This is a genomic window from Streptomyces venezuelae ATCC 10712, from assembly GCF_008639165.1.
Taxonomy (GTDB): Bacteria; Actinomycetota; Actinomycetes; order Streptomycetales; family Streptomycetaceae; genus Streptomyces; species Streptomyces venezuelae.
Window position 1 is genome coordinate 3,194,502 of sequence record NZ_CP029197.1, and the last position, 26,904, is coordinate 3,221,405.

General features: G+C 73.0%; 21 protein-coding genes. 9 read left to right on the plus strand and 12 right to left on the minus strand.

Annotation, left to right across the window (positions count from 1 at the left end; all coding sequences use genetic code 11):
- Window positions 1-62 precede the first annotated feature (62 nt).
- Both DEJ43_RS14560 and DEJ43_RS14565 read left to right on the plus strand, forming a co-directional pair.
- Window positions 63-722 carry a TetR/AcrR family transcriptional regulator gene (locus DEJ43_RS14560; RefSeq protein WP_015034126.1) on the plus strand — a complete coding sequence of 220 codons (660 nt, stop codon included), beginning with the start codon at window positions 63-65 and terminating at the stop codon, window positions 720-722.
- A 29-nt stretch (window positions 723-751) separates the two neighbouring features.
- Window positions 752-2,068, plus strand: a complete 1,317-nt coding sequence (locus DEJ43_RS14565; protein ID WP_051026073.1) for an SGNH/GDSL hydrolase family protein — start codon at window positions 752-754, stop codon at window positions 2,066-2,068.
- 85 nt (window positions 2,069-2,153) lie between these two features.
- Here the strand turns inward: DEJ43_RS14565 and mfd are convergent, their stop codons facing one another.
- On the minus strand, window positions 2,154-5,693 hold the full coding sequence (gene mfd, locus DEJ43_RS14570; protein ID WP_041662484.1) for a transcription-repair coupling factor: 3,540 nt from the start codon (window positions 5,691-5,693) through the stop codon (window positions 2,154-2,156).
- Between the two features lie 235 nt (window positions 5,694-5,928).
- On the opposite strand from mfd, the gene DEJ43_RS14575 reads away from it, so the two are divergent.
- Together DEJ43_RS14575 and DEJ43_RS14580 are read left to right on the plus strand one after the other, a co-directional pair.
- Window positions 5,929-6,195 (plus strand): type II toxin-antitoxin system Phd/YefM family antitoxin, encoded by a 267-nt coding sequence (locus DEJ43_RS14575; protein WP_015034129.1) that lies wholly within the window; start codon window positions 5,929-5,931, stop codon window positions 6,193-6,195.
- Window positions 6,192-6,566, plus strand: coding sequence for a type II toxin-antitoxin system VapC family toxin (locus DEJ43_RS14580; protein ID WP_015034130.1), 375 nt, complete (start codon window positions 6,192-6,194; stop codon window positions 6,564-6,566). The genes DEJ43_RS14575 and DEJ43_RS14580 overlap by 4 nt, the downstream gene beginning before the upstream one ends.
- Before the next feature lie 77 nt (window positions 6,567-6,643).
- Here the strand turns inward: DEJ43_RS14580 and DEJ43_RS14585 are convergent, their stop codons facing one another.
- The 3 genes from DEJ43_RS14585 to DEJ43_RS14595 all read right to left on the minus strand — a co-directional run bounded on the left by DEJ43_RS14585 (window position 6,644) and on the right by DEJ43_RS14595 (window position 11,479).
- Entirely contained in the window at window positions 6,644-9,217 is a 2,574-nt protein-coding gene (locus tag DEJ43_RS14585) for an ABC transporter permease (protein ID WP_015034131.1), read from the minus strand.
- The gene (locus DEJ43_RS14590) at window positions 9,214-10,002 is read right to left on the minus strand and encodes an ABC transporter ATP-binding protein (protein WP_015034132.1); all 789 of its coding nucleotides are present in this window, start codon (window positions 10,000-10,002) and stop codon (window positions 9,214-9,216) included. The genes DEJ43_RS14585 and DEJ43_RS14590 overlap by 4 nt, the downstream gene beginning before the upstream one ends.
- Window positions 10,003-10,294: 292 nt before the next feature.
- A complete protein-coding gene (locus tag DEJ43_RS14595; RefSeq protein WP_015034133.1) occupies window positions 10,295-11,479 on the minus strand; it encodes an FG-GAP-like repeat-containing protein in 1,185 nt (394 codons plus the stop codon).
- A gap of 186 nt (window positions 11,480-11,665) precedes the next feature.
- Here DEJ43_RS14595 and DEJ43_RS14600 point away from each other — a divergent pair, with 186 nt between their 5' ends.
- Window positions 11,666-13,261 carry an MFS transporter gene (locus DEJ43_RS14600; protein ID WP_051025881.1) on the plus strand — a complete coding sequence of 532 codons (1,596 nt, stop codon included), beginning with the start codon at window positions 11,666-11,668 and terminating at the stop codon, window positions 13,259-13,261.
- Between the two features lie 71 nt (window positions 13,262-13,332).
- Window positions 13,333-13,815, plus strand: coding sequence for a hypothetical protein (locus DEJ43_RS14605; RefSeq protein ID WP_015034135.1), 483 nt, complete (start codon window positions 13,333-13,335; stop codon window positions 13,813-13,815).
- A gap of 221 nt (window positions 13,816-14,036) precedes the next feature.
- On the opposite strand, the gene DEJ43_RS14610 is transcribed toward DEJ43_RS14605, so the two are convergent.
- The 7 genes from DEJ43_RS14610 to DEJ43_RS14640 form a co-directional block, all read right to left on the minus strand.
- Window positions 14,037-14,840: a MerR family transcriptional regulator gene (locus DEJ43_RS14610; protein ID WP_015034136.1), complete on the minus strand. Its 804-nt coding sequence runs from the start codon at window positions 14,838-14,840 to the stop codon at window positions 14,037-14,039.
- The gene (locus DEJ43_RS14615) at window positions 14,833-15,369 is read right to left on the minus strand and encodes a VOC family protein (RefSeq protein ID WP_041662487.1); all 537 of its coding nucleotides are present in this window, start codon (window positions 15,367-15,369) and stop codon (window positions 14,833-14,835) included. Before DEJ43_RS14615 ends, DEJ43_RS14610 begins: the two co-directional genes overlap by 8 nt.
- Before the next feature lie 97 nt (window positions 15,370-15,466).
- Window positions 15,467-17,728 (minus strand): FG-GAP-like repeat-containing protein, encoded by a 2,262-nt coding sequence (locus DEJ43_RS37450; protein ID WP_015034138.1) that lies wholly within the window; start codon window positions 17,726-17,728, stop codon window positions 15,467-15,469.
- Window positions 17,729-17,858: 130 nt separating this feature from the next.
- Window positions 17,859-18,278, minus strand: a complete 420-nt coding sequence (locus tag DEJ43_RS14625) for a VOC family protein (RefSeq protein ID WP_015034139.1) — start codon at window positions 18,276-18,278, stop codon at window positions 17,859-17,861.
- 55 nt (window positions 18,279-18,333) lie between these two features.
- Window positions 18,334-19,251 carry a coiled-coil domain-containing protein gene (locus DEJ43_RS14630; protein ID WP_015034140.1) on the minus strand — a complete coding sequence of 306 codons (918 nt, stop codon included), beginning with the start codon at window positions 19,249-19,251 and terminating at the stop codon, window positions 18,334-18,336.
- A 165-nt stretch (window positions 19,252-19,416) separates the two neighbouring features.
- The gene (locus DEJ43_RS14635) at window positions 19,417-22,314 is read right to left on the minus strand and encodes an SUKH-4 family immunity protein (protein WP_015034141.1); all 2,898 of its coding nucleotides are present in this window, start codon (window positions 22,312-22,314) and stop codon (window positions 19,417-19,419) included.
- A gap of 7 nt (window positions 22,315-22,321) precedes the next feature.
- On the minus strand, window positions 22,322-23,320 hold the full coding sequence (locus DEJ43_RS14640; RefSeq protein WP_015034142.1) for an SMI1/KNR4 family protein: 999 nt from the start codon (window positions 23,318-23,320) through the stop codon (window positions 22,322-22,324).
- Window positions 23,321-23,587: 267 nt separating this feature from the next.
- Between DEJ43_RS14640 and DEJ43_RS14645 the strand changes: the two genes are divergently transcribed.
- Together DEJ43_RS14645 and DEJ43_RS14650 are read left to right on the plus strand one after the other, a co-directional pair.
- Window positions 23,588-24,103: a YwqJ-related putative deaminase gene (locus DEJ43_RS14645; protein WP_015034143.1), complete on the plus strand. Its 516-nt coding sequence runs from the start codon at window positions 23,588-23,590 to the stop codon at window positions 24,101-24,103.
- 11 nt (window positions 24,104-24,114) lie between these two features.
- Complete coding sequence (locus DEJ43_RS14650; RefSeq protein WP_015034144.1) at window positions 24,115-24,606, plus strand: SUKH-3 domain-containing protein; 492 nt, start codon at window positions 24,115-24,117, stop codon at window positions 24,604-24,606.
- Here the strand turns inward: DEJ43_RS14650 and DEJ43_RS14655 are convergent.
- Entirely contained in the window at window positions 24,569-25,915 is a 1,347-nt protein-coding gene (locus DEJ43_RS14655) for a sensor histidine kinase (protein WP_015034145.1), read from the minus strand. The genes DEJ43_RS14650 and DEJ43_RS14655 overlap by 38 nt on opposite strands.
- A gap of 115 nt (window positions 25,916-26,030) precedes the next feature.
- Here DEJ43_RS14655 and DEJ43_RS14660 point away from each other — a divergent pair, with 115 nt between their 5' ends.
- Window positions 26,031-26,903: a hypothetical protein gene (locus tag DEJ43_RS14660; protein ID WP_015034146.1), complete on the plus strand. Its 873-nt coding sequence runs from the start codon at window positions 26,031-26,033 to the stop codon at window positions 26,901-26,903.
- Window position 26,904 lies beyond the last annotated feature (1 nt).

Genomic DNA, 26,904 nt, shown 5'->3' on the forward strand with positions numbered 1-26,904 from the left:
GCCTAGATACTGCGGGGAGGCCGCCAACTTGTCAATGACTAGATGAGGGCTAGGCTGCTGCCATGACGAGCAAGGACACGGCGGGCGGGGACTCGACGAGCGAGGCCACGACGGGCGGGGACGCGACAGGCAAGGACACGCCCCGGAGCAGCTACCACCACGGAGGCCTGCGGCAGGCCGTCCTCGCGGCCGCCCTCGACGTCATCGCCGCCGACGGCCCCGGCGCGCTGAGCCTGCGCGACCTCGCGCGCCGCGCCGGCGTCTCGCACGCCGCACCGGCCCATCACTTCAAGGACCGCACCGGGCTCCTCACCGCCGTCGCCGCCGAGGGGTACGAGCTGCTCGCCGAGGCCCTCGCCGCCACACCCGACCTCCGCGAACGCGGAGTGCGGTACGTACGGTTCGCGGTGGAACATCCGGCCCACTTCCAGGTCATGTTCCAGCCAGAGCTGCTGCGCGCCGACGACCCCGCCCTGCTCGCCGCCAAGGAACGCTCCTCCGCCGAACTCCGCGCGGGCGTCGGCACCCTGACGGACGTCCCCGACGCCCGCGCGGCGGGCATCGCGGCCTGGTCCCTCGCCCACGGCTTCGCGACGCTGCTCCTCACCCGGAACGTGACGGGGGCGGTGGGCGATCGGGACCCCGAGGAGTACTTCCGCGCCCTCACCGGCCTGCTGTTCACCGGCCAACTCCCGTCGGGGAAACCGCAGAAGCGGGAATAGCCCGCGTCGGTCAGCGCTTGATGACGACCATGCGAAGCACACAGATCCTGCGAAGCACACAGACTCCGCGCAGCACACAGCCCCTCCGCCGCACCGCGACCGCCCTGCTGGCCACCGCCACTCTCGCCACCGCGAGCCTCGCCCTGGCCCCGACCGCCCTCGCCACCGCCCACCACACGGCCGCGGGGGCCGTGTGGCGCGGCGCCTGGGCCACCTCCCCGCAGGAGCCCAGCGCGCCCCTCGGACCCAACTGGTCGCAGCAGGGCTTCGCCAACCACACCGTGCGGCAGACCGTCCGCGTCAGCGCCTCCGGCACCCGGGCCCGGATCGAGCTGAGCAACCGTTACGGCACGACGCCGCTGCGCGTCACCGGCGCGACCGTCGCCCGTACGGCCGGGGGCGGCGCGATACAGGCCGGTTCGGCCCGCACCCTGCGCTTCGACGGCCGCACGTCGGCCACGGTCCCGGTCGGCGGCACCCTCCTCAGCGACGGCGCCCCGTTCCAGGTCGAGGCCTTCGAGACGCTCACCGTCACCCTCTACCTGGCGGACGAGACCGGCCCCGCCACCTACCACCAGTTCGCCGGGGCCACCACGTACCGGGCGGGCGGCGACCACCGCGCGGACGTCTCCGGCGCCGCGTTCACGGAGACGAGCGCGTCCACGTACTACCTGACCGGCGTCGAGGTCAGCGGCGGCCGCGACACCTTCCGCCGCGACGGCATCGTCACCTTCGGCGACTCGATCACCGACGGCGTGGGCTCCGCGACGGACGCCGACAACCGCTACCCCGACGAGCTCGCCGAGCGCCTCGCCGCCACCGGCAGCCCCCGCGCGGTCCTCAACCACGGCATCGCCGGCAACCAGGTCGTCAACGACACGACCTGGGCCGGCGAGAAGGCCCTGACCCGCTTCCGCGAGGACGTCCTCAACGAGCGCGGTGTCCGGACAGTCATCCTCCTGGAGGGCATCAACGACATCGGCGGCAGCACCGTCAGCTTCCCCGCCGCGCCCACCCCCGACGTCTCCGTCGCCGCACTGATCAAGGGCCACAAGACCCTCATCCGCCAGGCCCACGCCAAGGGCCTGAAGGTGGTCGGCGCGACACTGACGCCGGTCAAGGGCTCCTTCTACGACACCCCGGCCAACGAGGCGAAGCGGGACGCCTTCAACGCCTGGGTGCGCACCTCCGGCGCGTACGACGCGGTCGTCGACTTCGACCGCACGGTCGCGGACCCCTCGGACCCGGACCGCATCCTCCCGGCCTACGACTCGGGCGACCACCTCCACCCGAGCGACGCGGGCTACCGCGCGATGGCGGCGGCCCTGGACCTCGACGCGCTGTAGTCGCCGGCCGGGGTGCGCGGAGAACGCCCCGCGCACCCCGGACGGGTCCCGTGGGTCCCTACGACCCCTACGACCCCTACGACCCCTACGACCCCAGGATCGTCGTCAGGAACTCGCCCGTCCACGCGAGGAGTTCACGCCCGACCACCGGCTTCCCGCCGATCTTGCCCGAGGTCGGACGCGGCACCAGGATCTGGTGGACGGCCGGCTTGATGACCGTGCGCGGGTAGAGCCGCTTCAGGCGCAGCTCCTGCGACTCGCGCAACTCCACCGGGGCGAAGCGGATGTTGGGCCCCTGGAGGACGATCTCGCCGACGCCGCACGCGCGCGCCAGCATGCGCAGGCCCGCCACCAGGAGGAGGTTCTCGACGGGCTCGGGCAGTTTGCCGTAGCGGTCGGTGAGCTCCTCGCGTACGGCCCTGATGTCCTCCTCCGAGTTCGCCGAGGCGATCGAGCGGTAGGCCTGGAGGCGGAGCCGCTCGCCCGGCGCGTAGTCGTGCGGCATGTGGGCGTCGACCGGAAGCTCGATCTTGACCTCGAGCGGGGCCTCCTCCTCCGCCCCGCCGTCCATCTGCGCCCGGTAGTCCGCGACCGCCTCGCCGACCATCCGGACGTACAGGTCGAAGCCGACGCCCGCGATGTGGCCGGACTGCTCGCCGCCGAGGAGGTTGCCCGCGCCGCGGATCTCCAGGTCCTTCATGGCCACGTACATGCCCGCGCCCATCTCGGTGTGCTGGGCGATGGTCGCGAGCCGCTCGTGCGCCGTCTCGGTCAGCGGCTTCTCCGGCGGGTACAGGAAGTACGCGTAGCCGCGCTCCCGGCCACGGCCGACCCGGCCGCGCAGCTGGTGGAGCTGCGACAGACCGAAGTTGTCGCCGCGCTCGACGATCAGGGTGTTGGCGTTGGAGATGTCGATGCCCGACTCGACGATGGTCGTCGAGACGAGGACGTCGAACTTCTTCTCCCAGAAGTCCACGACGACCTGCTCGAGGGCCGATTCCGACATCTGGCCGTGGGCCGTCGCGATCCGCGCCTCGGGGACGATCTCCCTCAGCCGCGCCGCCGCCCGGTCGATCGAGTCCACCCGGTTGTGGATGTAGAAGACCTGGCCCTCGCGCAGGAGTTCACGCCGGATGGCGGCGCCGATCTGCTTCTCCTCGTACGGGCCGACGAAGGTGAGGACCGGGTGCCGCTCCTCCGGCGGGGTGGTGATCGTCGACATCTCGCGGATGCCCGTCACCGCCATCTCCAGGGTGCGCGGGATCGGGGTCGCCGACATGGTCAGCACGTCGACGTTGGCCCGGAGCTTCTTCAGCTGCTCCTTGTGCTCGACGCCGAAGCGCTGCTCCTCGTCGACGATGACCAGGCCCAGGTCCTTGAACTTGGTCTCGGAGGCGAAGAGGCGGTGGGTGCCGATGACGACGTCGACCGAGCCCTCCCGCATGCCCTCCAGGGTCGCCTTCGCCTCGGTGTCCGTCTGGAAGCGGGACAACGCCCGCACCTTCACGGGGAACTGCGAGTAGCGCTCGGAGAAGGTCCCGAAGTGCTGCTGCACGAGGAGCGTCGTCGGGACGAGGACCGCGACCTGCTTGCCGTCCTGGACGGCCTTGAAGGCCGCCCGCACCGCGATCTCCGTCTTGCCGTAGCCGACGTCGCCGCAGATCAGGCGGTCCATGGGGACGGTCTTCTCCATGTCCTCCTTGACCTCGGCGATCGTGGACAGCTGGTCGGGCGTCTCCGCGTACGGGAAGGCGTCCTCCAGCTCGCGCTGCCACGGGGTGTCGGGGGCGAAGGCGTGCCCGGGGGCCGCCATCCGCGCCGAGTACAGCTTGATGAGGTCGGCCGCGATCTCCTTGACGGCCTTCTTCGCGCGCGCCTTCGTCTTCGTCCAGTCGGCGCCGCCGAGCCGGTGCAGGGTCGGCGCCTCGCCGCCCACGTACTTGGTGACCTGCTCCAGCTGGTCCGTCGGGATGTACAGCCGGTCGCCGGGCTGGCCGCGCTTGGCGGGGGCGTACTCCACGAGGAGGTACTCGCGGGTCGCGCCCTGCACGGTCCGCTGGACCATCTCCACGTACCGGCCGACGCCGTGCTGCTCGTGCACGATGTAGTCGCCGACCTCCAGGGTCAGCGGGTCGATCGTCTTGCGCCGCTTGGCCGGCATCCGCTGGCCGTCCTTGCCGGCCGCCTTCTGGCCGGACAGGTCGGTCTCGGTGAGGACGGCGAGCTTGAGGGCGGCGTCGACGAAGCCGTAGTCGATGGAGCCGCAGGCCACGTGCACGACCGACGGGGAGATCTCCGTCAGGTCCGCGTCGAGGCGGGCCGCGATGCCCTCGCCGCCGAGCACCTCGACCGTACGGGAGGCGGGGCCGTGGGCCTCCGTGACGTACACCGTGCGCCAGCCGTCGGCCAGCCAGCCCTTGGTGTCGGCGAGCGCCCGCGCGGTGTCGCCGCGGTACGACTCGGGGGCGTGCATGCCGAGCGTCAGGGTGTCCCCGTCGGCGCCGTCCGCCGTCGCGTCCGCCGCGAACGGCGACACCGACCACCAGGGCATGCCCAGCTCGCGCGCCCGGTCCCGGACGTCCGCGATCCCCCACAGGGAGGCCGCGCCCACGTCGATCGGGGCCTCGCCGCCGCCGGCCGTGGCCGCCCAGGACGCCTGGAGGAACTCCTGCGAGGTCGCCACCAGGTCCGAGGCCCGGGTCCGCACCCGCTCGGGGTCGCAGACCACCGCCATGGAGCCCTTCGGCAGGACGTCGAGGAGCAGCTCCATGTCGTCGACGAGGACCGGCGCGAGGGACTCCATGCCCTCGACCGCGATCCCCTCCGCGATCTTGTTGAGCAGTTCGCCCAGCTCCGGGTGCTGCTCGGCGAGCGCCGCGGCCCGTTGCCGCACGTCCTCGGTCAGCAGCAGCTCACGGCAGGGCGGCGCCCACAGGCCGTGCTCGGCGACCTCGAGCGACCGCTGGTCGGCGACCTTGAAGTAGCGGATCTCCTCGACGTCGTCGCCCCAGAACTCGATCCGGAGCGGGTGCTCCTCGGTCGGCGGGAAGACGTCCAGGATGCCGCCGCGCACGGCGAACTCGCCGCGCTTCTCGACCAGCTCGACCCGGGCGTACGCGGCGGCCGCCAGGCCCTCCACGATCTCGTTCAGATCGGCGGTCTGGCCGCTCCTGAGGGCCACCGGCTCCAGGTCCCCGAGGCCCTTGACCTGCGGTTGGAGCACCGAGCGGATGGGGGCGACGACGACGGAGACGGGGCCGGCCGCCGGGTCGTCGTCGCGCGGGTGGGCGAGCCGCCGCAGTACGGCGAGACGGCGGCCGACGGTGTCGGAGCGGGGGGAGAGCCGCTCGTGCGGCAGGGTCTCCCACGAGGGGTACTCGACGACCGTGTCCGGGTCGAGCAGCGAGCGCAGCGCGGCGGCGAGGTCCTCGGCCTCCCGGCCGGTCGCGGTCACCGCGAGGACCGGCCGCCCCGAGTCCCGGGCGAGCGCGGCGACGGCGAAGGGCCGGGCGGCCGCGGGGCCGACCAGGTCCACGTGCGGGCGGTTGCCGTCGGCGGCCGCCTTCACCGCCTCGGCGAGGGCGGCGTCCTTGACGACGACATCGAGCAGACCGTGCAGGCTCATGAAGCTTTCCATCCCGGTGGGTGACGGGGGCGGGCAACGCGAACAGCCCGACACGTCGCACGGGCCGGGGTGGTCCCGGGCGCGTACGGCCCGGTCGTCCCCCAGCCTACGACGTGCCACTGTCACTCGCCCGAAGGAACCTTGTCCCTCGGGGGAGTGACGCGGCTGGCCTCCGCTCAGCTCATCGGACTAAGCTAAGTCCACCACTTAGTCCACCTAGCTGTGAGAGGCCGCGATGGAAGCAGCCCGGCAGTACAACGTCCACGAGGCGAAGACCCACTTCTCCAAGATCCTGGAGGCGGTCGCCACCGGCGAGGAGGTGATCATCAGCAAGTCCGGGGAGCCGGTCGCGAAGGTGATCCCGCTCAGGGGGAAGGTCCGGCGCACCTCCCGCGGCTCCCTCAAGGAGCCCGTCGTGTTCCACGACGACTTCGACGACATCTCCGACGATTCCGGCTTCGCCGAGGCCTTCGGCCTCCGCGAGGAGGGCACGGCCGAGTGAAACTGCTCGTCGACACGCACGTCGTCATCTGGTGGCTGCTCGATTCCCCGCAGCTCTCGGACGAGATCAAGGACCTGCTCGACACCGAGGAAGCCGCCCACATCAGCGCCGTCACGCCCTGGGAGCTGTCCGTCAAGCAGGCCCTGGGCAAGCTTGACGGCCCGCCCGAGCTGCCCGAACTGGCCCGCACATGCCAGCTCACGCCGCTCCCGATCACCGGCCTGCACGGCATCCGCGCCGGCGCGCTCCCCCCGCACCACCGTGACCCCTTCGACCGGATACTGGTCGCCCAGGCGCAGACCGAGGGGCTCACCCTCGTCACCCGCGACAAGCACATCCCGCTGTACGACGTGCCGGTCCTGACCGTCTGAGCAGCGGTGCGGCCCCGGCGGACCGTGGTCCGCCGGGGCCGCGCTCCCCCGTTCCCCCGTTCCTTCCCGCGTCCGCGCTACTCGCTCGCGATCGCGTTCAGGACGTTCATCCGGCCCGCCCGGAACGCCGGCACCAGGGCCGCGAAGAGACCCACGAAGGCCGAGCCGACGAAGACCGTCAGGATCGTCGACCAGGGGATCTCCAGGACACCGAGGCCCTCCAGGGCCAGCAGCTTCTGGGCGGCCGTGCCCCAGCCCATGCCCAGACCGAGACCGAGCAGGGCACCGAAGAGGGCGATGACCACCGACTCCAGACGGATCATGCGGCGCAGCTGGCGGCGGGAGAGGCCGATGGCGCGCATGAGGCCGATCTCGCGGGTCCGCTCGACGACGGACAGGGCCAGGGTGTTCACCACGCCCAGGACCGCGACGACGATCGCCAGGGCGAGGAGCCCGTACACGATGTTGAGCAGCTGCCCGACCTGGTCCTGCAGTTCTTCCTTGTAGTCGGCCTGGTTGCTGACCTTGTACTGCGGGTACGGCGCGAGCGCGTCCTTGAGGGCCTGGTAGGCCTGGGCCTCCTGGCCGTCCTTCGCGCTGGCGAGGATCAGCAGGCTCTGCGGCATCCGCTCGGCGGGGACGTACTCGGCGAGGGTGGTGATGTTGACGTACATCGCGCCCTTGTCGACCTGCCCGGTGTCCGCCGTGATGGCCGCGACCTTCAGCTTCGCCTTCTCGCCGCCCTTGAAGGCGACGGTCAGGACGTCGCCGACCTTCACCCCGTGCTCGGTGGCGTAGTCGCTGCCGACCGACATCGCGCCCTTGCCGTACGCGTCGGTGAGGGTGCCCGCGGTGGTCTCCCGGCGCAGGTCCTGCACGTAGGACGGCTCGGTGGCGGCCAGGTCGGCCGTCGTGGTCCTGCCGCGCGGGTCGGTGACGGTGGCGTCGACCCACTTGTACTCGGTCGCGTGGTCCAGGCCCGGGGCCTTCTCCAGGGCGGCCGCGGCCTGCGGCACGATCGGCTGCCCCGTACCGGACTGCACGATGAAGTCGGCGCCGACGGACCGGTCCAGCTCGTCGGTGGCCGAGGCGACCATCGAGGAGCCGACCACCGAAAGGCAGGCGACCAGCGCGAGGCCGATCATCAGGGCCGCGCCGGTGGCGCCGGTGCGGCGCGGGTTGCGCAGCGCGTTCCGCTCGGCCATCCGGCCGACCGGGCCGAAGATCCGCAGCACGACGACGCCCAGGGCGCGGACGACACCGCCCGCGAGGAGCGGGCCGACGACGACGAAGCCGAGGAGCGAGAGGACGACGCCGAGACCGAGCCAGAGGGAGCCGGGGCCGGCCTCCGCCGCGCGGGCCGCCGCCACGAGCGCGGCCGCTCCGGCGGCCGTGAGGGCGAGGCCGATGCCGCCGCGGACCCGGCCGGCCTTGCCGTCGGCGGGGGTGCCAGCGTCGCGGAGGGCGGCCATCGGGGAGACCTTCCCGGCGCGGCGGGCCGGAATGTAGGCGGCGAGGACGGTGACGACGATGCCGAGGAGCAGGCCGACGGCCGGGGTCGTCCACTTGACGGTGAGGTCGCCGGTGGAGAGTTCCATGCCGATCGAGGACATGAGCTTCATCAGTCCGACGGCGAGGCCGACGCCCGCGCCGACACCGGCGACGGAGCCGAAGAAGCCGAGGAGCAGCGCCTCGATGAGGACGGAACGGTTCACCTGCTTGCGGCTGGAACCGATGGCCCGCATGAGACCGATCTCGCGGGTGCGCTGGGCGACCAGCATGGAGAAGGTGTTGACGATGAGGAAGATGCCGACGAGGAAGGCGATTCCGGCGAAGCCGAGCATCGCGTACTTCATGACGTCGAGGAAGCCGGCCACGTCCTCGCGGCCCGCGTCGGCGGCCTCGGCGGCGGTCTGCAGCTTGTAGCCGCCGCCGATCGAGGCGGCGATGTTCCGCTTGAGCGCGTCGTCGCTGACACCGGGCTTGGCGTCGGCCGTGATCTGAGTGAACAGGCCTTCCTTGCCGAGGAGTTCGCGCTGCGCGGTGGCGGTCTCGAAGTAGACGACGGTGGCGCCCGGGTTGGTGACCTTGAAGTCGACGATGCCGGAGATCTTCGCGGTGAAGTCACCGGTGACGGAGATCGTGCGCAGCTCGTCGCCGAGCTTCAGGCCGTGCTTCTCGGCGGTGGCGCCGTCGACGACGACCTCGGTGGGGCCGCGCGGCTCGTGGCCGGAGGCGATCTCCACCGAACGCAGTTCGTTCGGGCTCCAGTTGACGGCGATCGTCGGGGCGCCGCTGGTGGGCCCGACGTTCTTGTTCCTCGCGTCGACGACGGTGACGCTCGTCGACACGACCGCGCCCTGCGCGGCCTGGACGCCCTCGGTCTTCCGCACCTGCTCCACGAGCGAGGCGGGGAAGGCCTCGGGGCGGCCGGACTGCGGCGTCTCGTCGTCGGTCGCCGCGCCCTTCGGGCTGACGGTGACGTCGGAGGCGGTCGACGCGAAGAGCTTGTCGAACGTCGTGTTCATGGTGTCCGTGAACACCAGGGTGCCGCTGACGAACGCGACGGAGAGCAGGACGGCGATGGCGGAGAGCGCCATGCGTCCCTTGTGCGCGAAGAAGTTGCGCAGCGAGGTCTTCAGGACGCTCATGAGGTCCGCCCGCGCGCGTCGAAGTCCTTCATCCGGTCGAGGACGGCGTCGGCGGTGGGCCGCTCCATCTCGTCCACGATCCGCCCGTCGGCGAGGTAGAGGACCCGGTCCGCGTACGAGGCGGCGACCGGGTCGTGGGTGACCATGACGATCGTCTGTCCCAGCTCGTCGACCGAGGTGCGCAGGAAGCCGAGGACCTCGGCGCCGGCGCGGGAGTCGAGGTTTCCGGTCGGCTCGTCCCCGAAGATGATCTCGGGCCGGGCGGCGAGCGCGCGGGCCACGGCGACGCGCTGCTGCTGGCCGCCGGAGAGCTGGTTCGGGCGGTGCCGCAGGCGCTCGGAGAGACCGACGGTGTCGACGACCCGGCGCAGCCACTCGGCGTCCGCCTTGCGGCCGGCGATGTCCATCGGCAGCGTGATGTTCTCCAGGGCGCTCAGGGTCGGCAGCAGGTTGAACGCCTGGAAGATGAAGCCGATCCGGTCCCGGCGCAGCTGCGTGAGCTTCTTGTCCTTGAGCCGGGTGATCTCGGTCTCGTCGAGGTAGATCTCGCCGCTGGTGACGGTGTCGAGGCCGGCGAGGCAGTGCATCAGGGTCGACTTGCCGGAGCCCGAGGGCCCCATGATCGCGGTGAACTGACCTCGGGCGATGTCGACGTCGACGGAGTCGAGAGCGACGACCCGGGCCTCCCCGGAGCCGTAGGCCTTGACGACCTGTCGCGCCCGAGCAGCGACGGCCGTACGCCCTCCAGTACCCCCGTGCCTGGGGATGGTCACAGCCGTAGTCACGGTTTTCTCCTCGGAGCAGTGGATGGTTCGAGCCGGGTTTGTAAGTTCAAGTTAAGAAGCCGCGACGGCGGTTCTCCTCCTCCGCCGGAACGAACAACCCCTGGCCCGTATGGGGGAGATCCCCCTAAGGGACGTCCACCCGGGGCCCCGGCCCTTCGGACCAGCACCGCCCTTCGGACCGGGCCTTCGGACCAGGCTTTCGGACCAGGCCAGCCCCTCGGCCAGCCCCTTCGGACCAGGACCGGACACGCGTGAGGGCCTCCACCCGAAGGTGGAGGCCCTCAGCCGTGGCTCAGAAGGCGCCGTTCAGGTCCCACCAGTCGCCGCCGCCCAGCCAGTCGCCCGCTCCGAGGCGGCCCGTGCCCGTGCCCGGGTACCGGTAGAGCATGCGGGACTCGACCTGCGTCGCGATGAGGTCGAGACGGCCGTCGCCCGACCAGTCGCCGTTGCCGATGAGCATCGTCATGCCGTTCCAGCCGCCGGTGCCGACGAGGACGCGCGCACCGAGCGCGCCGGCCTTCCCCGGGTACAGCCAGAGCTTGCCCGTCGACGCCTCGCGGGCGTAGAGGTCGGCCCGGCCGTCGCCGTTCATGTCACCGACGCCCACCAGGGCGTTCATCCCGTTCCAGCCGCCGTTGCCGAGCAGCTTGCGCGCGCCCAGGGTGCCGGTGGAGGTGCCCGGGTACAGCCACAGCTTGCCGGTGGACCGCTCCACCGCCAGCAGGTCGGACCTGGCGTCGCCGGTCAGGTCGCCGAAGGCGGCGATCCTGCTCATGGCGTTCCAGCCGCCGTTGCCGAGCAGCTTGCGCGCGCCGAGGCCGCCGGTCCCGGTGCCGGGGTAGAGCCACAGCCTGCCGGTGGCCTTCTCGCGGACGATCACGTCCTCGCGGGCGTCACGGCTGAAGTCGCCGTGCCGGACCATGGCGTCGAAGACGTTCCAGCCGCCGGAGCCGACGAGCTTGCCGCCGCCGTCACCCGGCAGGAACCACAGCCGTCCGACCAGGTCGCGGACGAGGACGTCGGCCCGCCGGTCGCCGTTCATGTCCCCGAACCCGGCGGCCTTGGGCGAGGTCTCCGAGAGCCAGTAGGGGTACGCCTCCTGGTCGCACTCCCGGAGCGTGCGGACGATCTTCACCGAGCTGACGGAACGGCTGGCGATGCTGGTGGGGAAGCCCTCGTTGGCGTACCGCCCGGCGCCGTCCACGTAGTTCGGCGCGTCGAAGGTGCAGGCGAACCCCGGCGTGCGGTTGATGATCAAGCGGAACTTGTTGTCCCACGTGCCCAGGGTCGCCCTGCTCGACTGCGTCTTGAACATCGGGCCCGTGGAGCCCGTGTCCCCCCAGGCGCAGAAGTAGCCCTGGGGGCAGTCGCTCACCGCGGCCTGGGCGGGCGCGGCGCCCGCGCCGAGCAGACCGAGCGAACCGAGTCCCAACGCGACGGCCGTGGAGGCCAGTCGGCGGAACAGAGATATGCGCATGAATTCCCTCCCGAAACGCGGCGCGCGTTCTCGAAGCGCCGCGAGGAGGAAACGTATCCGTGTTCGCCTCGCCCCTGCCACGCGGTTCCCGCCCCGGACATACGGGTCCTGGGGGTTCCTCCGCCTCGGGTGCGGGTGAGACCCTGTCGAGCGAGCATTTAGGTGTACGAAGAAAGGATTCTCGCGGTGACCGAGTCCTCCACGACGCCGGCGGGCACCCCCGCCGGAAAGGCCGGAGCCACCGCCGCCGCACCCGGCGCACCGACGCCCGCCCGCCGCGGCCCCGTCGTGGCCGCCCTCATGCTCGGCATGGGGCTCGCCGCCATCGACGGCACGATCGTGTCCACCGCCGTCCCCCAGATCGTCGGCGACCTCGGCGGACTCGCCGTCTTCTCCTGGCTGTTCTCCGGCTATCTGCTCGCCGTCACCGTCACCCTGCCGGTGTACGGGAAGCTCAGTGACACCTTCGGCCGCAAGCCCGTCCTGATCGCCGGCGTCGTCCTGTTCCTCATCGGCTCCCTGCTGTGCGCGGCCGCCTGGAACATGGCCTCGCTCATCGCCTTCCGCGTCGTCCAGGGCCTCGGCGGCGGCGCGCTCCAAGGCACCATCCAGACGATCGCCGCCGACTTGTACCCGCTGAAGGAACGCCCCAAGATCCAGGCGAAGCTCTCCTCCGTGTGGGCCGCCTCCTCGGTCGCGGGCCCGGCGGCCGGCGGCCTCCTCGCGGGATACGCCGACTGGCGCTGGATCTTCCTGATCAACCTGCCGGTGGGCCTGGTGGCGCTCTGGCTGATCGTCCGCCACCTGAAGGAACCCGCCCGCACCCCACCGCGCGAACGCGTCCGGATCGACTGGGCCGGCGCCCTGTCGGTCTTCGCCACCGGAGCGCTCCTCCTCACCGCCCTCGTCCAGGGCGGCGTCGCCTGGCCCTGGCTGTCGGCCCCGTCGCTCGGCCTGCTGTCCGCAGCGGCCGCCCTCGGCGCGGTGACCGTGGCCGTCGAACGGCGCGCGGCCGAACCGATCATCCCCGGCTGGGTCTGGCGCCGCCGCACGATATCCGCCGTCAACCTCGCCCTCGGCGCGCTGGGACTGCTCATGGTCGCGCCGACGGTCTTCCTCCCGACGTACGCCCAGTCCGTCCTGGGCCTCGGCCCGATAGCCGCCGGCTTCGTACTGTCGGTGATGACCCTGAGCTGGCCCATCAGCGCGGCGTTCTCGAACCGGGTGTACGGCAGGATCGGCTTCCGCCTGACGGCCGTCCTCGGCATCTCGCTCGCGCTGGCCCTGCTGCTCGTCTTCCCGTTCCTCCCGTTCCCCGGCGAACCCTGGCAGCCGGCCCTCATCATGCTGCTGCTCGGCGGCGCGCTCGGCCTCTTCCAACTGCCGCTGATCGTCGGCGTGCAGTCGACCGTCCCGTACGAGGAGAGGGGCACGACGACGGCCTCGGTCCTGTTCTGCCGCCAGGTCGGCCAGAGCGTCGGCGCGGCGGTCTTCGGCGCCGTGGCGAACGGCGTCCTCGCCGCCCGCCTCGGCGGCGGCGACCTGGACACCCTGGCCCGCGCCCTCGACGCCCCCGGCTCCCTGACGGCCGAGACGACGGACGGCCTGCGCCGCGCGGTCGACGCGGCCGTCGACTACGTCTTCACCGGCGCGGCAGCCGCGGCGGCCCTCGCCCTCCTGGTCCTCCTCACCCTGGCCCCCCGCCGCTTCCCGGTCCTACGGGAGGCGACGGGGGAGGACGGAGCGCACACCGTGACCCAGGGTGATGCCCGTTCGGGCTAGCGCCACGAGCCGCCGCCGTGGGCCGCTCTTAGCGTGAGGTGACCCATGCAGGGCTCCGAGGAGGTCGTCCGATGAGCAGTCGCAGCATGGTGGCCGGCATAGCCCTGGCCATCGTCTCCGTCGCCCCGCTGTCCGGCGTCGCCCACGCCCAGGATCTCGACTGCGTGGACTTCCGCTACCAGGAAGACGCCCAGGCCGAGTTCAACCGGGACACGCGTGACCCGCACCGGCTCGACGAGGACCAGGGTCCCGACGACCAGATCGCCTGCGAGAGGCTCCCGCGGCGCAGCGACGTGAACCCGGTGCCGGTGAACCCGAGTCCCACCACCGTCCCGACGCCGGCCCCCGTCGCCCCCTCGGCGCTCCCCGTCGCCCCTGCCCCCGTCGTCCCTGCTCCCCTCACGCCCAGTCGCGGTACGCGGGCGGGGATCGGTGGAGCATCCGGTCCGTCCGATCTCAGCCTGGCGTTGGGCCTCACCCTGGCCATCAGTGCCGCCGCGGCAGGCGGATACCTCACAGCACGCCGCCTGTCCCGTGGACCGGAGCGGTCGTGACCGACGGCGCGCGGCGGGCACGCCGATCAGATGCCGGTACTACTCCGCCGAGGCCGGCCCGACGAATCCGGCCCACGCGGCGGACGAGACGGTGAGCCCGGGCCCCGGGGGACGGGGCCGGGGGCTGCTGCTCGTCGAAGCGCTCGCCGACCGGTAGGGCTGGGGCCCGAGCCGGGCGCACGGTGGGGGCGGAGTGCGCCCTGTCCTGACCTGCCCCCGTCCTACTGCCAGGTCGCGGTGTCCGGGTCGATGCCGTGGGTGCGTGCCGAGGCGTCGACGGCGCGGCGGAACCACTGGGCGAGGCCGGGGCGTATGCCGTCGTAGTGGGCGGCGAAGCCCGGATCGGTCTCGTACATGCGGCCGAGGCAGACCTGCATCTGCCGGGTGAGGGGAAAATACGCGCCGAAGACCTCGCGGTGCCGTTCGACGAGTCGGTTCGCCTCCGGGCTGCCGGGGGCGACGCCCGCGTCCATCGCGTCCCCGAGCGCACGGTCGACGGCGGCCGTGGCGTCGGCGACGGCCCGCCATTCCTCCGGGCCGCGGGAGGCCGCGCGTTCGGCATACTGCCGCCATTGCGTCGTGTCGCCGTATTTCCCACGGGCCTGCGCGGGGCCGTCCGGATCCCAGTCGGGGCCGAAGACATCTGCCTGCTGCTCGACGGTCAGCAGCAACCCCCGCTCGTGGGCTTCGATCATCCGGTCCAGGCCGGCACCGAGCCGCTGGAGCCGGTCGATCCGTTCGGCAACCTGGGCGCGCTGGGCGCGCAGCGCGCCGGGCACGTCCGTGGCCGGGTGGTCCAGGACGACCCGGATCCTGTCCAGGCCGAGCCCGATCTCCCGGTAGACGACGACGCGGTGCAGACGTTCGAGATCACTGGCGGTGTAGAGCCGGTATCCGGCGGCCGTGCGCAGCGACGGGCACGCCAGGCCGATCTCGTCCCAGTGGTGCAGCGCGCGGACCGTCACGCCCAGCCGCGCCGAGACCTGACCGACGGTCAGGCCATCGGCGTCAGTGGCATCAGACATGCGCCTCATTGTCTCCGCGACCGGCACCCGGCGGGGTGATACCGATGGCCGCGAGGTTCCGCGCCTCCGGCCCTGCCGGGTCGAAGGGCTTCGCCGCGGTGAAGACGACCCGCGCGTTCTCGGGGGTGATCACCGTGACGTCGCGGGTGTTCCAGGGCGTGTCCCGGGGGCCGTCGACCGCGTCCGGGCGCAGCGCACGACAGGCCTCGACGAGGGGATCGACCTGGCTGAGCACGCCCGCGAAACTGAAGCTCATGGCCGGCGCCCGCTCCGGAACGTTCTCCGTGTGGACGAGGAGTACGTCCTGAAACGCCCACCGGCGCAGATGCACCAGCGTGCCGGGAATGCCGAACAGCTCGAAGAACCCCAGTCCCCGTACCCAGAAGTCCACCGAAGCGGCCAGGTCGCTCGTGGGGATCGTGACGAACGCGGGCATGCCGTAGATGCCGCGGAACGGCTCCGGCGGTACGGCGTCCGGGCCGGGTGAGGGGACGGGGCTCATCTCGAACGCGTCGTAGTAGTCGCTCATGCACGTCACCCTCGTGCCTCACGCAACGTGAGGGTCAAGCCGGATCCGTGGATCCCGCCCGACCCCCACGATGCGGCCCCGCCGCAGCCGGGTGCGGCTAGAAGGTGACCTCGGACCGCAGCCCGTTCGTCACGTCCGTCTTCGCGCCCGGCTTGAGCGGGGCCTTCCAGTCGCCCGTGCCGGCGTAGAAGGTGGTGCCGGTGCCCGACGTGGCCATCAGGTCCGCGTGGCCGTCGCCGTTGGCGTCGCCGACGCCGACGAGGCTGGCGAAACCGCCCCAGCCGCCGCCGATCCGGGTGCGGGCGGCGAAGGTGCCGTCGCCCTTGCCGAGGTACTGCCAGAGGACCCCGGCCTTGTCGCGGGCCAGGAGGTCGCCGGCCGGGCCGCCGGCGAAGTCGCCCAGGGCGGTCAGCTCGTTGTAGGTCCCCCAGCCGCCGCCCATCGCCTTGCGGGCGGAGAAGGGGTTGGTGGCGTTCCCGGTGCCCGGGTAGAGCCACAAGACGCCTGCCTTGTCCGTGGCCAGGAGGTCCGGGCGGCCGTCGCCGGTGACGTCGCTGCCGGCCGCGATCCGGTCGAACGTCTGCCAGCCGCCGCCGATCCGGGTGCGGCCGGAGAGGGGCACGGCCCGGTCGCCGGTGCCCTGGTACAGCCAGAGGACGCCGGTGGTGTCCCGGGCGAGGACGTCGGGGGCGGGGCTGCCCGCGATGTTCCCGGCGGACTCGATCCGGTCGTACGTCTGCCAGCCGCCGCCGACCCGCGTCCGTCCCGTGGACGTGACCGAACCGCCCAGCGCGGCGGGCTGGGTACGGAGGGACCACAGGGCTCCGCCGGAGTCCCGGGCGAACAGGTCGGCCGTGCCGTCGCCGTCGACGTCGTGGGGCGCCTGGGGCCGGTTCACGGTGAACCGGCCGGTGGTGACCAGGTCCGGGCCGATGCCCTCCTCCGGCCGGGCGCTGATCTCCCACTCGTACTCGCCCGCACGGGCCGGGCTCAGCAGCCCGTCCGGCCGCTCCACGTCCTTGCCGTCCCAGTGCCAGGTGACGCGGCGCGGCGCACCGTCGGCGGTGTCGGCGGGCCATTCGCGGGTGAGGGTCTTCCCGCTGCGGAGGTGTTTCAGGGTGACCCGTACGGCCGCGTCGCCCCGGGACAGGTCCCAGCCGAAGTCGGCGCCGCCCGCGAGCTGTTCGGCGGAGAGCGTCTTCGGGGTGTCGGAGCCGGTGAGGCGGACGACGGTCGTCTGTCCCGTGGAGGCGACCAGTTCGACGTCCGGGCGGCCGCCGTCGGCGCGCGGCGAGATCCGGTACAGGCCCTCGCCCTGCTCGGGGGTGCCACCGCGCACCAGGAGGCTGCCGCCGGGACCGGCGACGGCGGAGGAGAACGCGGTGAGGGCGACGGACTTCTCGCCGTCCTTGATCGACTGGAGGGTGAACGGCCGCACGGTCGGGCTCGCCGAGGCGCCGCCGGCCGCGTCGATGTGGGCCTTCTGGCCGTACGCCAGCCAGCCGCCGACCAGGTACAGCGGGTCGTCCAGGTCGTCCGCCGGGAACCAGCGCTCGACGTTCGCGCCGCGCTGGTGGGCGATGATCCCCTTGCCCGACATCCGGGACTCGCGCCAGGCCACGTGCGTGGCGGAGATCGCGCCCTGCCCGGCGAACTCGAACGGCTCCTGCAGGTACATGGGCTGCGATCCGCCCGCCAGGTCGACGACGACCTTGGCGGGCATCTCCCCGCGCTCGCCGACCCAGCAGTCGTAGAGCGCGGCGTCGGTGGAGGTCCAGGCCTCCTCGCCCGAGAAGCAGGTGAACTGGGCGCTGCCGATCAGCCAGCGGAGCTTCGGCGCGCCGTTCTCGATGGTCGCGGCGTACTGCTTCCAGACGCCGTCCTCCTGCCGTTCGAGCAGCAGGGTGGCGCCCGCGAGGCCCGCGAACCGGTAGGGGCCGAGCTCGCGGACGTTGAACGCCGCCGTCGGCGTGGCGGCGGTGGCGGGCGTCGACAGGTCGTGGACCTGAAGGTTCACGCTGGTGCCCAGCTGCTCCCGGTCGCCGGTGACGACGAGGTCGCTGCCTCCGCCGACGGCGGAGGCCCCGGGCAGGACGATGGACGAGCCGTCCGCGTACCAGGTCCAGCGGAACTCGGGGCTTGCCCCCCGGGTCTTCGTCAGGAAGCCGCTGGGGCCCGCGCCGACGACGTCCGCGTCACGCGGGAACGGCACGGTGGTCTGGCCGGCCTCCTGCGTGGCGCCCGGCGCGGCGACCGCCGCCGTGGCCGGAAGCGCGGTGAGGGTGCCGCCCGTGGCGGCGAGTGCGAGGGTGACGGCGGCGGCCGAGAGCCGGCGGCCGCGCGTGCGTGTGACGTGCATGAATGGGTTCCTCCCGTGGAAAGGGGAGGCTAACCGACGGGTAACCTCCAGCCACCACCGGGCCCCACCGCACGAAGCCCGACCCGCACCCGCCGGCCGGGAGCCTGCCCGGCCCCACCGACGGGGGAGGCTAGCGGTCGGAGCGCGTTCCGTTCGCGTCGGTGTCTCCTCCAGCAGGGGCTGGCTTTCGGGGCGAGAGGCAGAACGGGTGGCCCGCCGGGTCCAGGACGACCCTCCACAGGTCCGGGCGGGGCTGGGGCTCGGGCACGGTCGCGCCCCATTCCACGAGCCGGGCCACCGCCTCGTCCAGGTCGTCGACGGTGAAGTCCAGGTGCAGTTGCTGCGGCACGTCCCGGCCCGGCCAGGTCGGGGGGCGGTGGTCGTCGACCCGCTGGAAGCCCATCAGCAGCCCGTGCTCACCCCCGCCGAGCCCCGCGAACTCCCCGTCCGAGCGCTCGTGGAGCGGCAGTCCCGTCGCCCGGTGGTAGAAGTCGGCGAGGGCCAGGGGGTCGGCGCAGTCGAGGTTGACCGCCGTCAGTCTCATCAGCATGACGGGGAGCCTAGGCCGTGTCCGGAAAGCAGCCCCGTCCGCCGGCCCGGCGCGGCTACTCCTCCGGAGCCGGGTCCGACGGGTCCGAAGGGTCCGACTGGTCCGTCGGGTCCGTCGTTCCCACCCGTCCCGTCAGGGCCGCCAGTGAGTTGCGGATGTGGTCCATGTGCGCGTGGATCTCGTCCCGCGCCTCCTCGTGTTCCCGCAGCAGCCGTTCCGTCTCGCGCTCGACGCGCTCCGCCTTCAGCCTGGCCGCCGCGAGGAGTTCGCCCGCGCGGGCCTCCGCGTCCTCCTGGCCGTGCCGGGTCTCCTCCTCGGTGCGGGCGAGGGCGCGCCGGGCCTCCGCGAGGCGCTCCTCCGCGTACGCGAAGAGCTCCTCGTGGCGGGCGGCGAGCTCCGCCGCCGTGCCCTCCGCGGTGCGCTCGGCCTCCTCCCGTACGGCCGTCTGCTCCGCGTGCTGTTCCGCGAGGAGTTCCGCCGCGCGCCGCTCGGTCTCCTCGAAGGCCTCCCGCGCCCGGGAGCGCTGCTCGTCCGCCTCGCGGGCCGCCTCCGCCGTCAGTTCCCCGGCCCGGGCCCGCGCCGTCTCCAGGGCCGCGCGGGCCGCCGCCTCGGCGGCCGCCCGGACACCCTCCGCATACGCCCGCGCCGCCTCCGCCGTCTCCCGGCCGGCCGCGTCGGCGGCCTCCGCGAGGGCCTGCGCCTCGGCCTCGGCGGCCCGGACGAGGGCCTCGTCCTCCTGCTCGGCCAGCTCCAGGATCTTCCGCGCCCGGTCGCCGAGCGACTCGTACCGCTGCGGCGCGAGCGCCTCGACGGCCGCCCGCAGCCGGGCCGCCTCGCTCTCCATCTCCTTCGCGAGGACGGTGAGCCGGGCGGCCCGCTCCCAGGCTCCGTCGCGGTCCTCGGAGAGCGCGGCGAGATGGCGGTCGACCTGTTCGGGGCGGTATCCACGCCCCCGTCCGACAGCGAAACTCATCCCCTGGCGCCCCTTCCCTCTGACCTGAACGTCCAGGATGCTTCATCAGAACGGACAAAAGGCGCCCAACGTGCACACACGTCGAGCGCCTTTCATCACATTCTGTCCAGCACAGTCTGTCCAGCGGCGCCGCTGGGAAACCCGGCCGTCCCTCCTCCAGGAGCCCTAGAGGAGCCCGTCCCACATCTGCTCCAGGAGCACCGACCACCAGTTCTCCGGCGACGACAGCGCCGCCGGGTCCAGCATCGCCAGCTGCGCCTGGAAGTCGACCGTCCAGCGGCCCGCCTGCTCGGGGTTGAGCCCGAACCGCAGCCGCCACATCCGGCCGAGCAGCGCCATCGCACGCGTGAACTCCGGCAGCCCCGTGTTCACGAACTGCGGCGGCACCGACTGCCCGCCCGGACCGGCCTCCACCGGCACCGCCACGATGTGCGCGGTGCCGTACTGGACGCACAGCGCCTTGCCGAAGTCCGAGCCGAGCACCAGGTACGAACTCGCGTCCGGCGCCGCCTGGACCTGCCGCTGCGCCGCGAGTTCGGCCAGCGTCGGCACCACCGGCATGGCCGGCTGCGCCCAGAAGAACGGACCGAAGTCCGCCGGCAGGCCCGCCCACACCAGCGTGCGCGCCACCAGCTCCGGGACGCCCTGACGGGACACCGCGCGCTGGTCGAAGCGGAGGACGCCCGGACCGAAGGCCCCGGCCAGCTCCTGCGCGATCGCCTCCGGCGGGACCGGCGGCGCGGGCTGCACCTGCGGCAGCGGCGCCCGCACCGGGGCCGGCCGCGCCGGCCCGTCGGCGACCTGGTGCAACTCGCCCTGGTGGGTGAGGAGTTGCCGCATGCCCTGCTGGCGGCCCGCGTGATCACGACCGTACGGGGCGATGCTGGTGATCCGCGCCTGCGGCCAGGTCTCCCGGATCATCCGGGCGCAGTAACCACCCGGCAGCTCACAGGACTCCAGCTCTGTGTGCAGTTCGAGCACCTGCTGCGGCGGCACGTTCATCGCCCGCAGCTCGTGCAGGATCTGCCACTCCGGGTGCGGGGTGCCCGGCGCCGAACGCCGGATGATCTGCGCCTCGGAGCCGTCGGGCGCGCGGTAGCGCAGCACCGCCTGGTAGCCGGGTCCGACCGTCGGCTGACCCGCCGGCTGCGGATACCCGTACGCGGGGGGTACGGCCCCGGGCACCGGGCCGGGACCCCCGACCGGGCCGGGTACGGGACCCGGCGCGGGCGGCGGCACGTGACCCCCGGACACCGGCGGCGGCGGAGCCGGCGGGCCGGGCGGGCCCGGCGGCCTGGGCGCCGTAGGACCGGCCGGACCGGGGTGCGCCAGCATCGTCGCGGCGTGCTCGATCCCGCCCGCGGGCGTACCGGGCATGCCCGGCGGCGGCGGGGGCGGCGGAGGCGCGCCGGGACCGCCCTGGTTCGGGTGCGCCAGCATCGTCGCCGCGTGGTGCACGGGCTGCTGCGGCGTCGCCGGAGCGGGCGGCGGGCCGGGCGGACCCGGCTGCGCGGGCGGCGCGGGCGGCGGGGGCCCGTCGGGCCCCAGCTGCGACACCAGCTGCGTGGGGATGTACGCCCCCGCACCCGAAGCACCGGCACCCGCACCGACACCCGGCGCACCGCCCGGAACACCCGGAGCGCCCGGCGGCGGCGGAGGCGTCGCCGGACCGCGGCCGCTCTTCGGCGGCAGCGCGGCCTTGCTGGTCGCGGCGTCCGCGATGTCCCCGGCACTGCCCGGCGCCGACGGCGCGGGCGGCGGCGGAGGCAGCGGCGCACCGGCACCGGCCGGAGCGGACACTCCCGCCGGCGGCGGCGCCGCGGGGTCGAGCCGGGGCGCCACGGCGGTCGGCGGCAGCGCGCTGCCGCCCTTCATCAGGGCGGTCGGCGCGTCGGCACCGATCTGCGGCGGCGGGGTGTCCTCGTCGTCCGTCCCCGACAGCGCCGGCGCGAACACGGTCGCGGGCAGCGGCACCGCCCCGTCCACACCACCGGAACTCGCGTTGGCGTCGGCCCAGGGGCTGGGCGCCGGCGCGGGCGTGGCCCCGGCCGGGGGCATGGGCGCCGGGGCCGGTGGCGGTACGGGCGTCGGGGCCGGCGTCGGTACGGGCATCGGGGCCGGCGTCGGTACGGACGCGGGGGCCGGCGTCGACACGGGCGCCGGCCCAGGCGGAGCCGGCGGAACCACCGGAGCCGAAGCCGGGGTCGAGGCCGGGGCCGGGGTCGAGGCCGAAGCCCCGCCCGGAGCCGAGGCCTGAGCCTGAGCCGAAGCCGGGGCCGGAGCCGAGGTCGAAGCCGAGGCAGGGGCCGCACCCGGAGCCGAAGCCGAACCCGGGACCGAACCCGGGACCGAAGCCGAACCCGGGACCGGAGCCGAGGCCTGAGCCTGAGCCGAAGCCGAAGCCGAACCCGAACCCCCGACCCCACCCCCCGCCGAACCCGCAGACCCCGTCGAGGCCGAGGCCGGCGCCCCGCCGCTCCCCGCCGTCTCCGCCGGAACCCCGTCCATCGCCGTCGGCTCGTACGCCACGGCGCCCGCGCCCACCGGCACCCCCGCGCCCTCCGACGCCGACGACGACGAGGCCACCGACACCGACGGCCGTACCTCCGCCGCCGCCACCGGCTCCGACGCGTCGTCCGTCGAGGACGACGAACCCACGCTCTCCTGCGAGGCGTTGGGCTGCCGCGGCAGACCGATCTTGTCCGCCGCCTCCTGCAGCCACTCCGGCGGACTCAGCAGGAACGACGTCTGGTTCAGATCGATCCGGGCCGCCGGAACGGCCGCCTGCGCGGGAACCTCCTCCGACGTCCCGTACTCCTCCTCGTACCGGCGGATCACCTCACCCACCGGCAGCCCCGGCCACAGCGTCGCCTCGCCGCTGTCCCGGGCGATCACCAGCCGCTGACGCCCGCCGTCCGACGTCGGACCGCCCTCGCGGTCCTCAGCCCACACCACGAAGCCCAGCTCGAACTCCCGCACCCGCACCTCGCGGTGCTGATACGCCGGCAGGTCGCCGTTGATCCATTCCTCGGCGCGCTCCTGCGCCTGCGCGAACGTCACCACAGCCCACTCACTCCCCCACCGGGACGACCGGCACCGCACGCGCGAAGCCGCCGTCCACCATCAGGTTCGCCACCGTCTCCAGCTCCGGCGGATTGCCCGCAAGACGCCGCAGAAACTCGTCGAAGTCCGCACCACAGGGCAGCAGCAGCCGCTCCACCCGCTCGGCCACCGTCCAGCCCGCCGCCACCTCGCCGGAGTCCCGCGCGTCGTCGTACGCGCAGAACCACACCGAACCGACCGCCTCGCCGCGCACCTTCAGCGCGATCAGACCGCCCTGGACGAACGCCACGCCCAGGTAGTCCTTCGTCAGATGGTCCCGGAGGCACTTGTTCACGTACACCAGGTCGTTGACCCCGGCCTCTTCGCGCACCGTGAAGAACGGCTGGTCGACCAGGAGCCCCAGCTCCGCGTCGAGCGCCGCACCCACCGGGGCGCACCCGCCCGCCGCCCTCAGGAACGAGCGGTACGCCCCCGGAAGCCGGTAGCCGAGGTCCTCCTCGACCCCCTGCAGCTGCTGCTCCGACACCGACACCAGGCCCTTCGGCAGCCCGAAGTGCGCCGGCCGGGTCTCCTGCAACGGCCGGGTGCCCCGCTTGGTGTGGTCCACCGCCGCCGTCGCCACCCCGCCGTGATGCCGCAGCAGGGCCTTCACCTCGACCGGCACCAGCTCCATCCGGCGGCTGCGCGCCACGTGATGCCAGGTCCAGCCGTGCGGCGTCGCCACCGACGGGATCGTGTCCCAGAGCTCATGGCCGGTCGCCGCCATCGCCGCGTTCGCCGAGACGTAGTCCGTGAGCCGCAGCTCGTCGACGCCGAAACCCTCCGGCGGGTCGGCGATCTCCGCCGCCGCGCGGGCGTACGGCGAGAAGTCCGGGTGACCGAACTCGTCCACCCGCACCCCTCTCGGGTGACGGGACGCCCGGACCGGATCCGGGAAGTGCACGACCTGCCCGGCATAGGCCGCGTTCGGTGGCGCGGTGTCCTGCCCGAGCCGACCTGTCGTCATGGCGGTTGCCCCCTGCACTGGCGTCGCTGACTGCTACTACCCGCAGCCGCTGGCTGCTCCTGACTGATGCCGCACAGCCTATGCGCTGCCACAAGAGCCCGAACCGGCCCGATCCGACGGTGACCAACTGTCACGACGCCATGACAGGTACACCATGATTCCGACACACCGAAGCCGTGTTTCGCCGCCCCAGCTTCCCCATATGGCTCCCTATTTGGCAGGCTGTCCACGCAACTCGGGGGATTGCAGGAGGGGAAGTACCGCACCATGCACGCAGCACCGACACCCACACAGGGTGACCCACGCCTCAACTGGAGCAGCAGCGCCGACACCACGCGCGCGCCCTTACTGCGGCAGCGCCGCGACGGCATCCTCCCCACCGTCGGGGCCGCCCTGTCCGTGCGCGGCGAGACGACCCTCACGTGCACCGCCGGCCGCGGCGACCGGCCGCCCGCCCTGCACGCCCTCGTCCAGGACTTCCTTGACACCCTCACCAGCGGTCAGCGCGAACGCTTCACCGGACGCTGTCCCGAGGCGATCCTGCTCTCCCGGCACCTCACCGCCACCGAGAACGCCCGCTCCAAGCGCGCCCAGCGCAAGCCGCTCACCCACGGCGAGGCCCGCCGCTCCCTGAAGCACGCCAAACTCACCGCCCGCCGCATCCGCGAGGACGGCGACCCGCTGCACGGCAGCTACGCCGCACCCTGCCGGTCCTGCACCGCGATGCTCGCCCACTTCGGTGTCCGCACCGTCGACCCCACCACGCCTGTCGAGAACGGCTGACCGCACCCCCCATGTCCGACCACCTCAGCACCACCCGCTTCCCGGTCAACGTCGACGCCGCCCTCCGCGAGGCCGGCTGGCAGCCCGGCCGCTGGGACATCAAGCTCGCCGAAGAATGGGCCGACACCCTGCGCGCCCACGTCTCCCCCGCGGGCCACCGGCACAGCGTGTTCCCCGCGGTCGTCGAGGCGTGGGCGGAGTTCGGCGGGCTGCGCGTCACCGCGCCCGGCCACGGACGGCAGATAGCTCCCGCCGCCGTCCGCTTCGACCCGCTCGCCGGGCTCCACCTCTCCCGTACCCTCGCGGACCTGGGACGGGCCCTGGACACCGAACTCGCGCCGCTCGGCGAAGAGGGCGACCACCAGGCGATCCTCGCGATGGACGTCGAAGGCCGGGTCTACAGCCTCGACCACGCGGGCGACTGGTACCTCGGCAAGGACATCGACGCGGCGCTCTCGACGCTGATCACCGGAGCGCAGCCACCCCGCCTGACAGCGGGGTGACCGTCGGCAGCACCGCCGACACCCTGAACCCGCCCGCGTCCGTCGCCCCCGCCACGAACACCCCACCGAGCCGCAGCACCCGCTCCCGCATGCCGACAAGACCGTTGCCGCCGCTCGGCAGCCGTACGTCCGCGGCGCCGGCGTCCGAAGGGCACGGGCCGTTCTCCACCTGCATGGCCACCTCGCCGTCCCGGTGCGCGAGCCGCACCACGACCTCGGCCCCGGCCGCGTGCTTGTGGACGTTCGTCAGGGCCTCCTGCACGACCCGGTAGGCCGTCCGCTCCACCTCGGGCGGATGAGCCCGCGCATCGCCCAGGACGACGAGCTCCACGACGGCCCCCGCGAGCCGGGACTGCTCGCACAGGTCCTCCAGCGCGTCCAGACACGGCCCGTCGTCGGCGGCGGCCTCGGCGGCGGCGGCGGCCGCCCGGCCCACGGCGGCCAGCGGCACCGGCGCGGGAGCCGCCGGGACGGCGTCCTCCCGCAGCACCCCCAGCATCTCCCGCAGCTCGGTCAGCGCCTGCCGCCCCATGTCACCCACCAGCGCCGCGTTCTTCACCGCCTTCTGCGGGTCCTTCAGCGCCACCGCCTGGAGCGCCGCCGCGTGCACCACCATCAGCGACACCCGGTGCGCCACCACGTCGTGCATCTCCCGGGCGATCCGGGTCCGCTCCTCCTGCCGGGCCCACTGCGCCCGCTGCTCGGCCCGGTCGGCGAGCAGCGACAGCTCCTGCTCCAGACTGTCCGCCCGCTCCCGCAGGCTCTCCATGAGCCGGCGGCGCGCCCCTATGTAGAGGCCGAAGAGCAGCGGCGGCGCGTTGAGCCCGAGGGTCATGAAGACGGCGACGACCGGCACGTACCAGCCGCTGGGGTCGATGTCGGGCTCGCCGACGTCGGCGTGGGCGATGTCCTGCCGCATCCGGACGACGGTCACGACGAACACGGCGAGCGTCGACATGCCGGCGAGCAGGGCGGTGATCCGCCGGGGCACCTCGGAGGCGGCGAGCGAGTACAGCCCGACGATCCCCATGAGGAAGCCCATCTCGGCGGGGGTCACGGCGATGGAGACGAGCACCACGACGATGGGCCACCGCCGGCGCACCAGCAGCACGGACCCGACGGCCAGCCCGAACAGGACGCCCAGCGGGACGGGCAGCGAGGCCTGCTCGGCGGACCCGACCCCTTCGAGCGCGCACTCGACGGCGGAGACGAGGGCGAGCCCCCCGTCGAGGACGGCACCCCGCCGTCTCCCCCACCACCACCAATTCCCGACGCGGTCGGCGTCCCGTTCTGCCCCCGTTGTGGTCATACCCACCACCCTACGGGCGCGCCCCGACGTCAACGCCGTGGACGCCAGTCCCTCGAACTGTTGAATCGTCCAGGTTTTCGATCCGGACGTCCGCATTCCGGACGACGGTGTTCACATGACAGCCGACACCAGCAAGTACGCGGACTTCGAGGGCCTGCGCGAGCAGGCGGTCACACTCCGCCGCGAGGGACTCAGCCGCCGCCGGATCCGGGACCGCCTCCACATCGACAACAACGACATCCTCAACCGCCTCCTCGAAGGCGAGGCGCCACCGGACTGGACGAAGCGTCCCAACGCCAAGGACGACCTGCGCGACAGGGCGAGGGAGCTGCGCCTGCAGGGCATGACCTACGACCAGATCCAAGTGGAACTGGGCTGCTCGAAGAGCTCGATCTCGCTGTGGGTCCGGGACCTGCCGAAACCCGGACGGAAACGATCTCGTGAGGAGGCGTCCGAGATCGCCCGCCGCGGGTGGGAGCCGACCATGCGCCGGCGCGAGGAGGAGCGACGAGCGACCAAGAGCACGGCAGCCGCGGAGATCGGTGCGATGTCCGAGCGCGAGCTCTTCCTCCTCGGGGTGGGGCTCTACTGGGCGGAAGGCACCAAGGACAAGCCGCACGCCCGCCGGGAGCGCGTGACGTTCACGAACAGCGACCCCGGGATGATTCAGGTCTTCGCCGCCTGGCTGGACCTCCTCGGCATCACCCCCGCACGGCGGAAGTACTACGTGATGATCCACGAGACCGCCGACGCGGCGGCCGCCGAGCGGTACTGGAGCGGCCTCCTCGGCGTCGAACCCTCGACGTTCAACAAGACGACCCTCAAGCGCCACAACCCCCGCACCAACCGCAAGAACGTGAGCGACGGCTATCGCGGCTGCCTCGTGATCCAAATCCTCGGGAGCGCCGATCTGTACCGTCGCATCGAGGGTGCCTGGTGCGGCATAGTAGGGGCGGTCCGCACTCCCCACCGGGGAATTCGGGCATAGA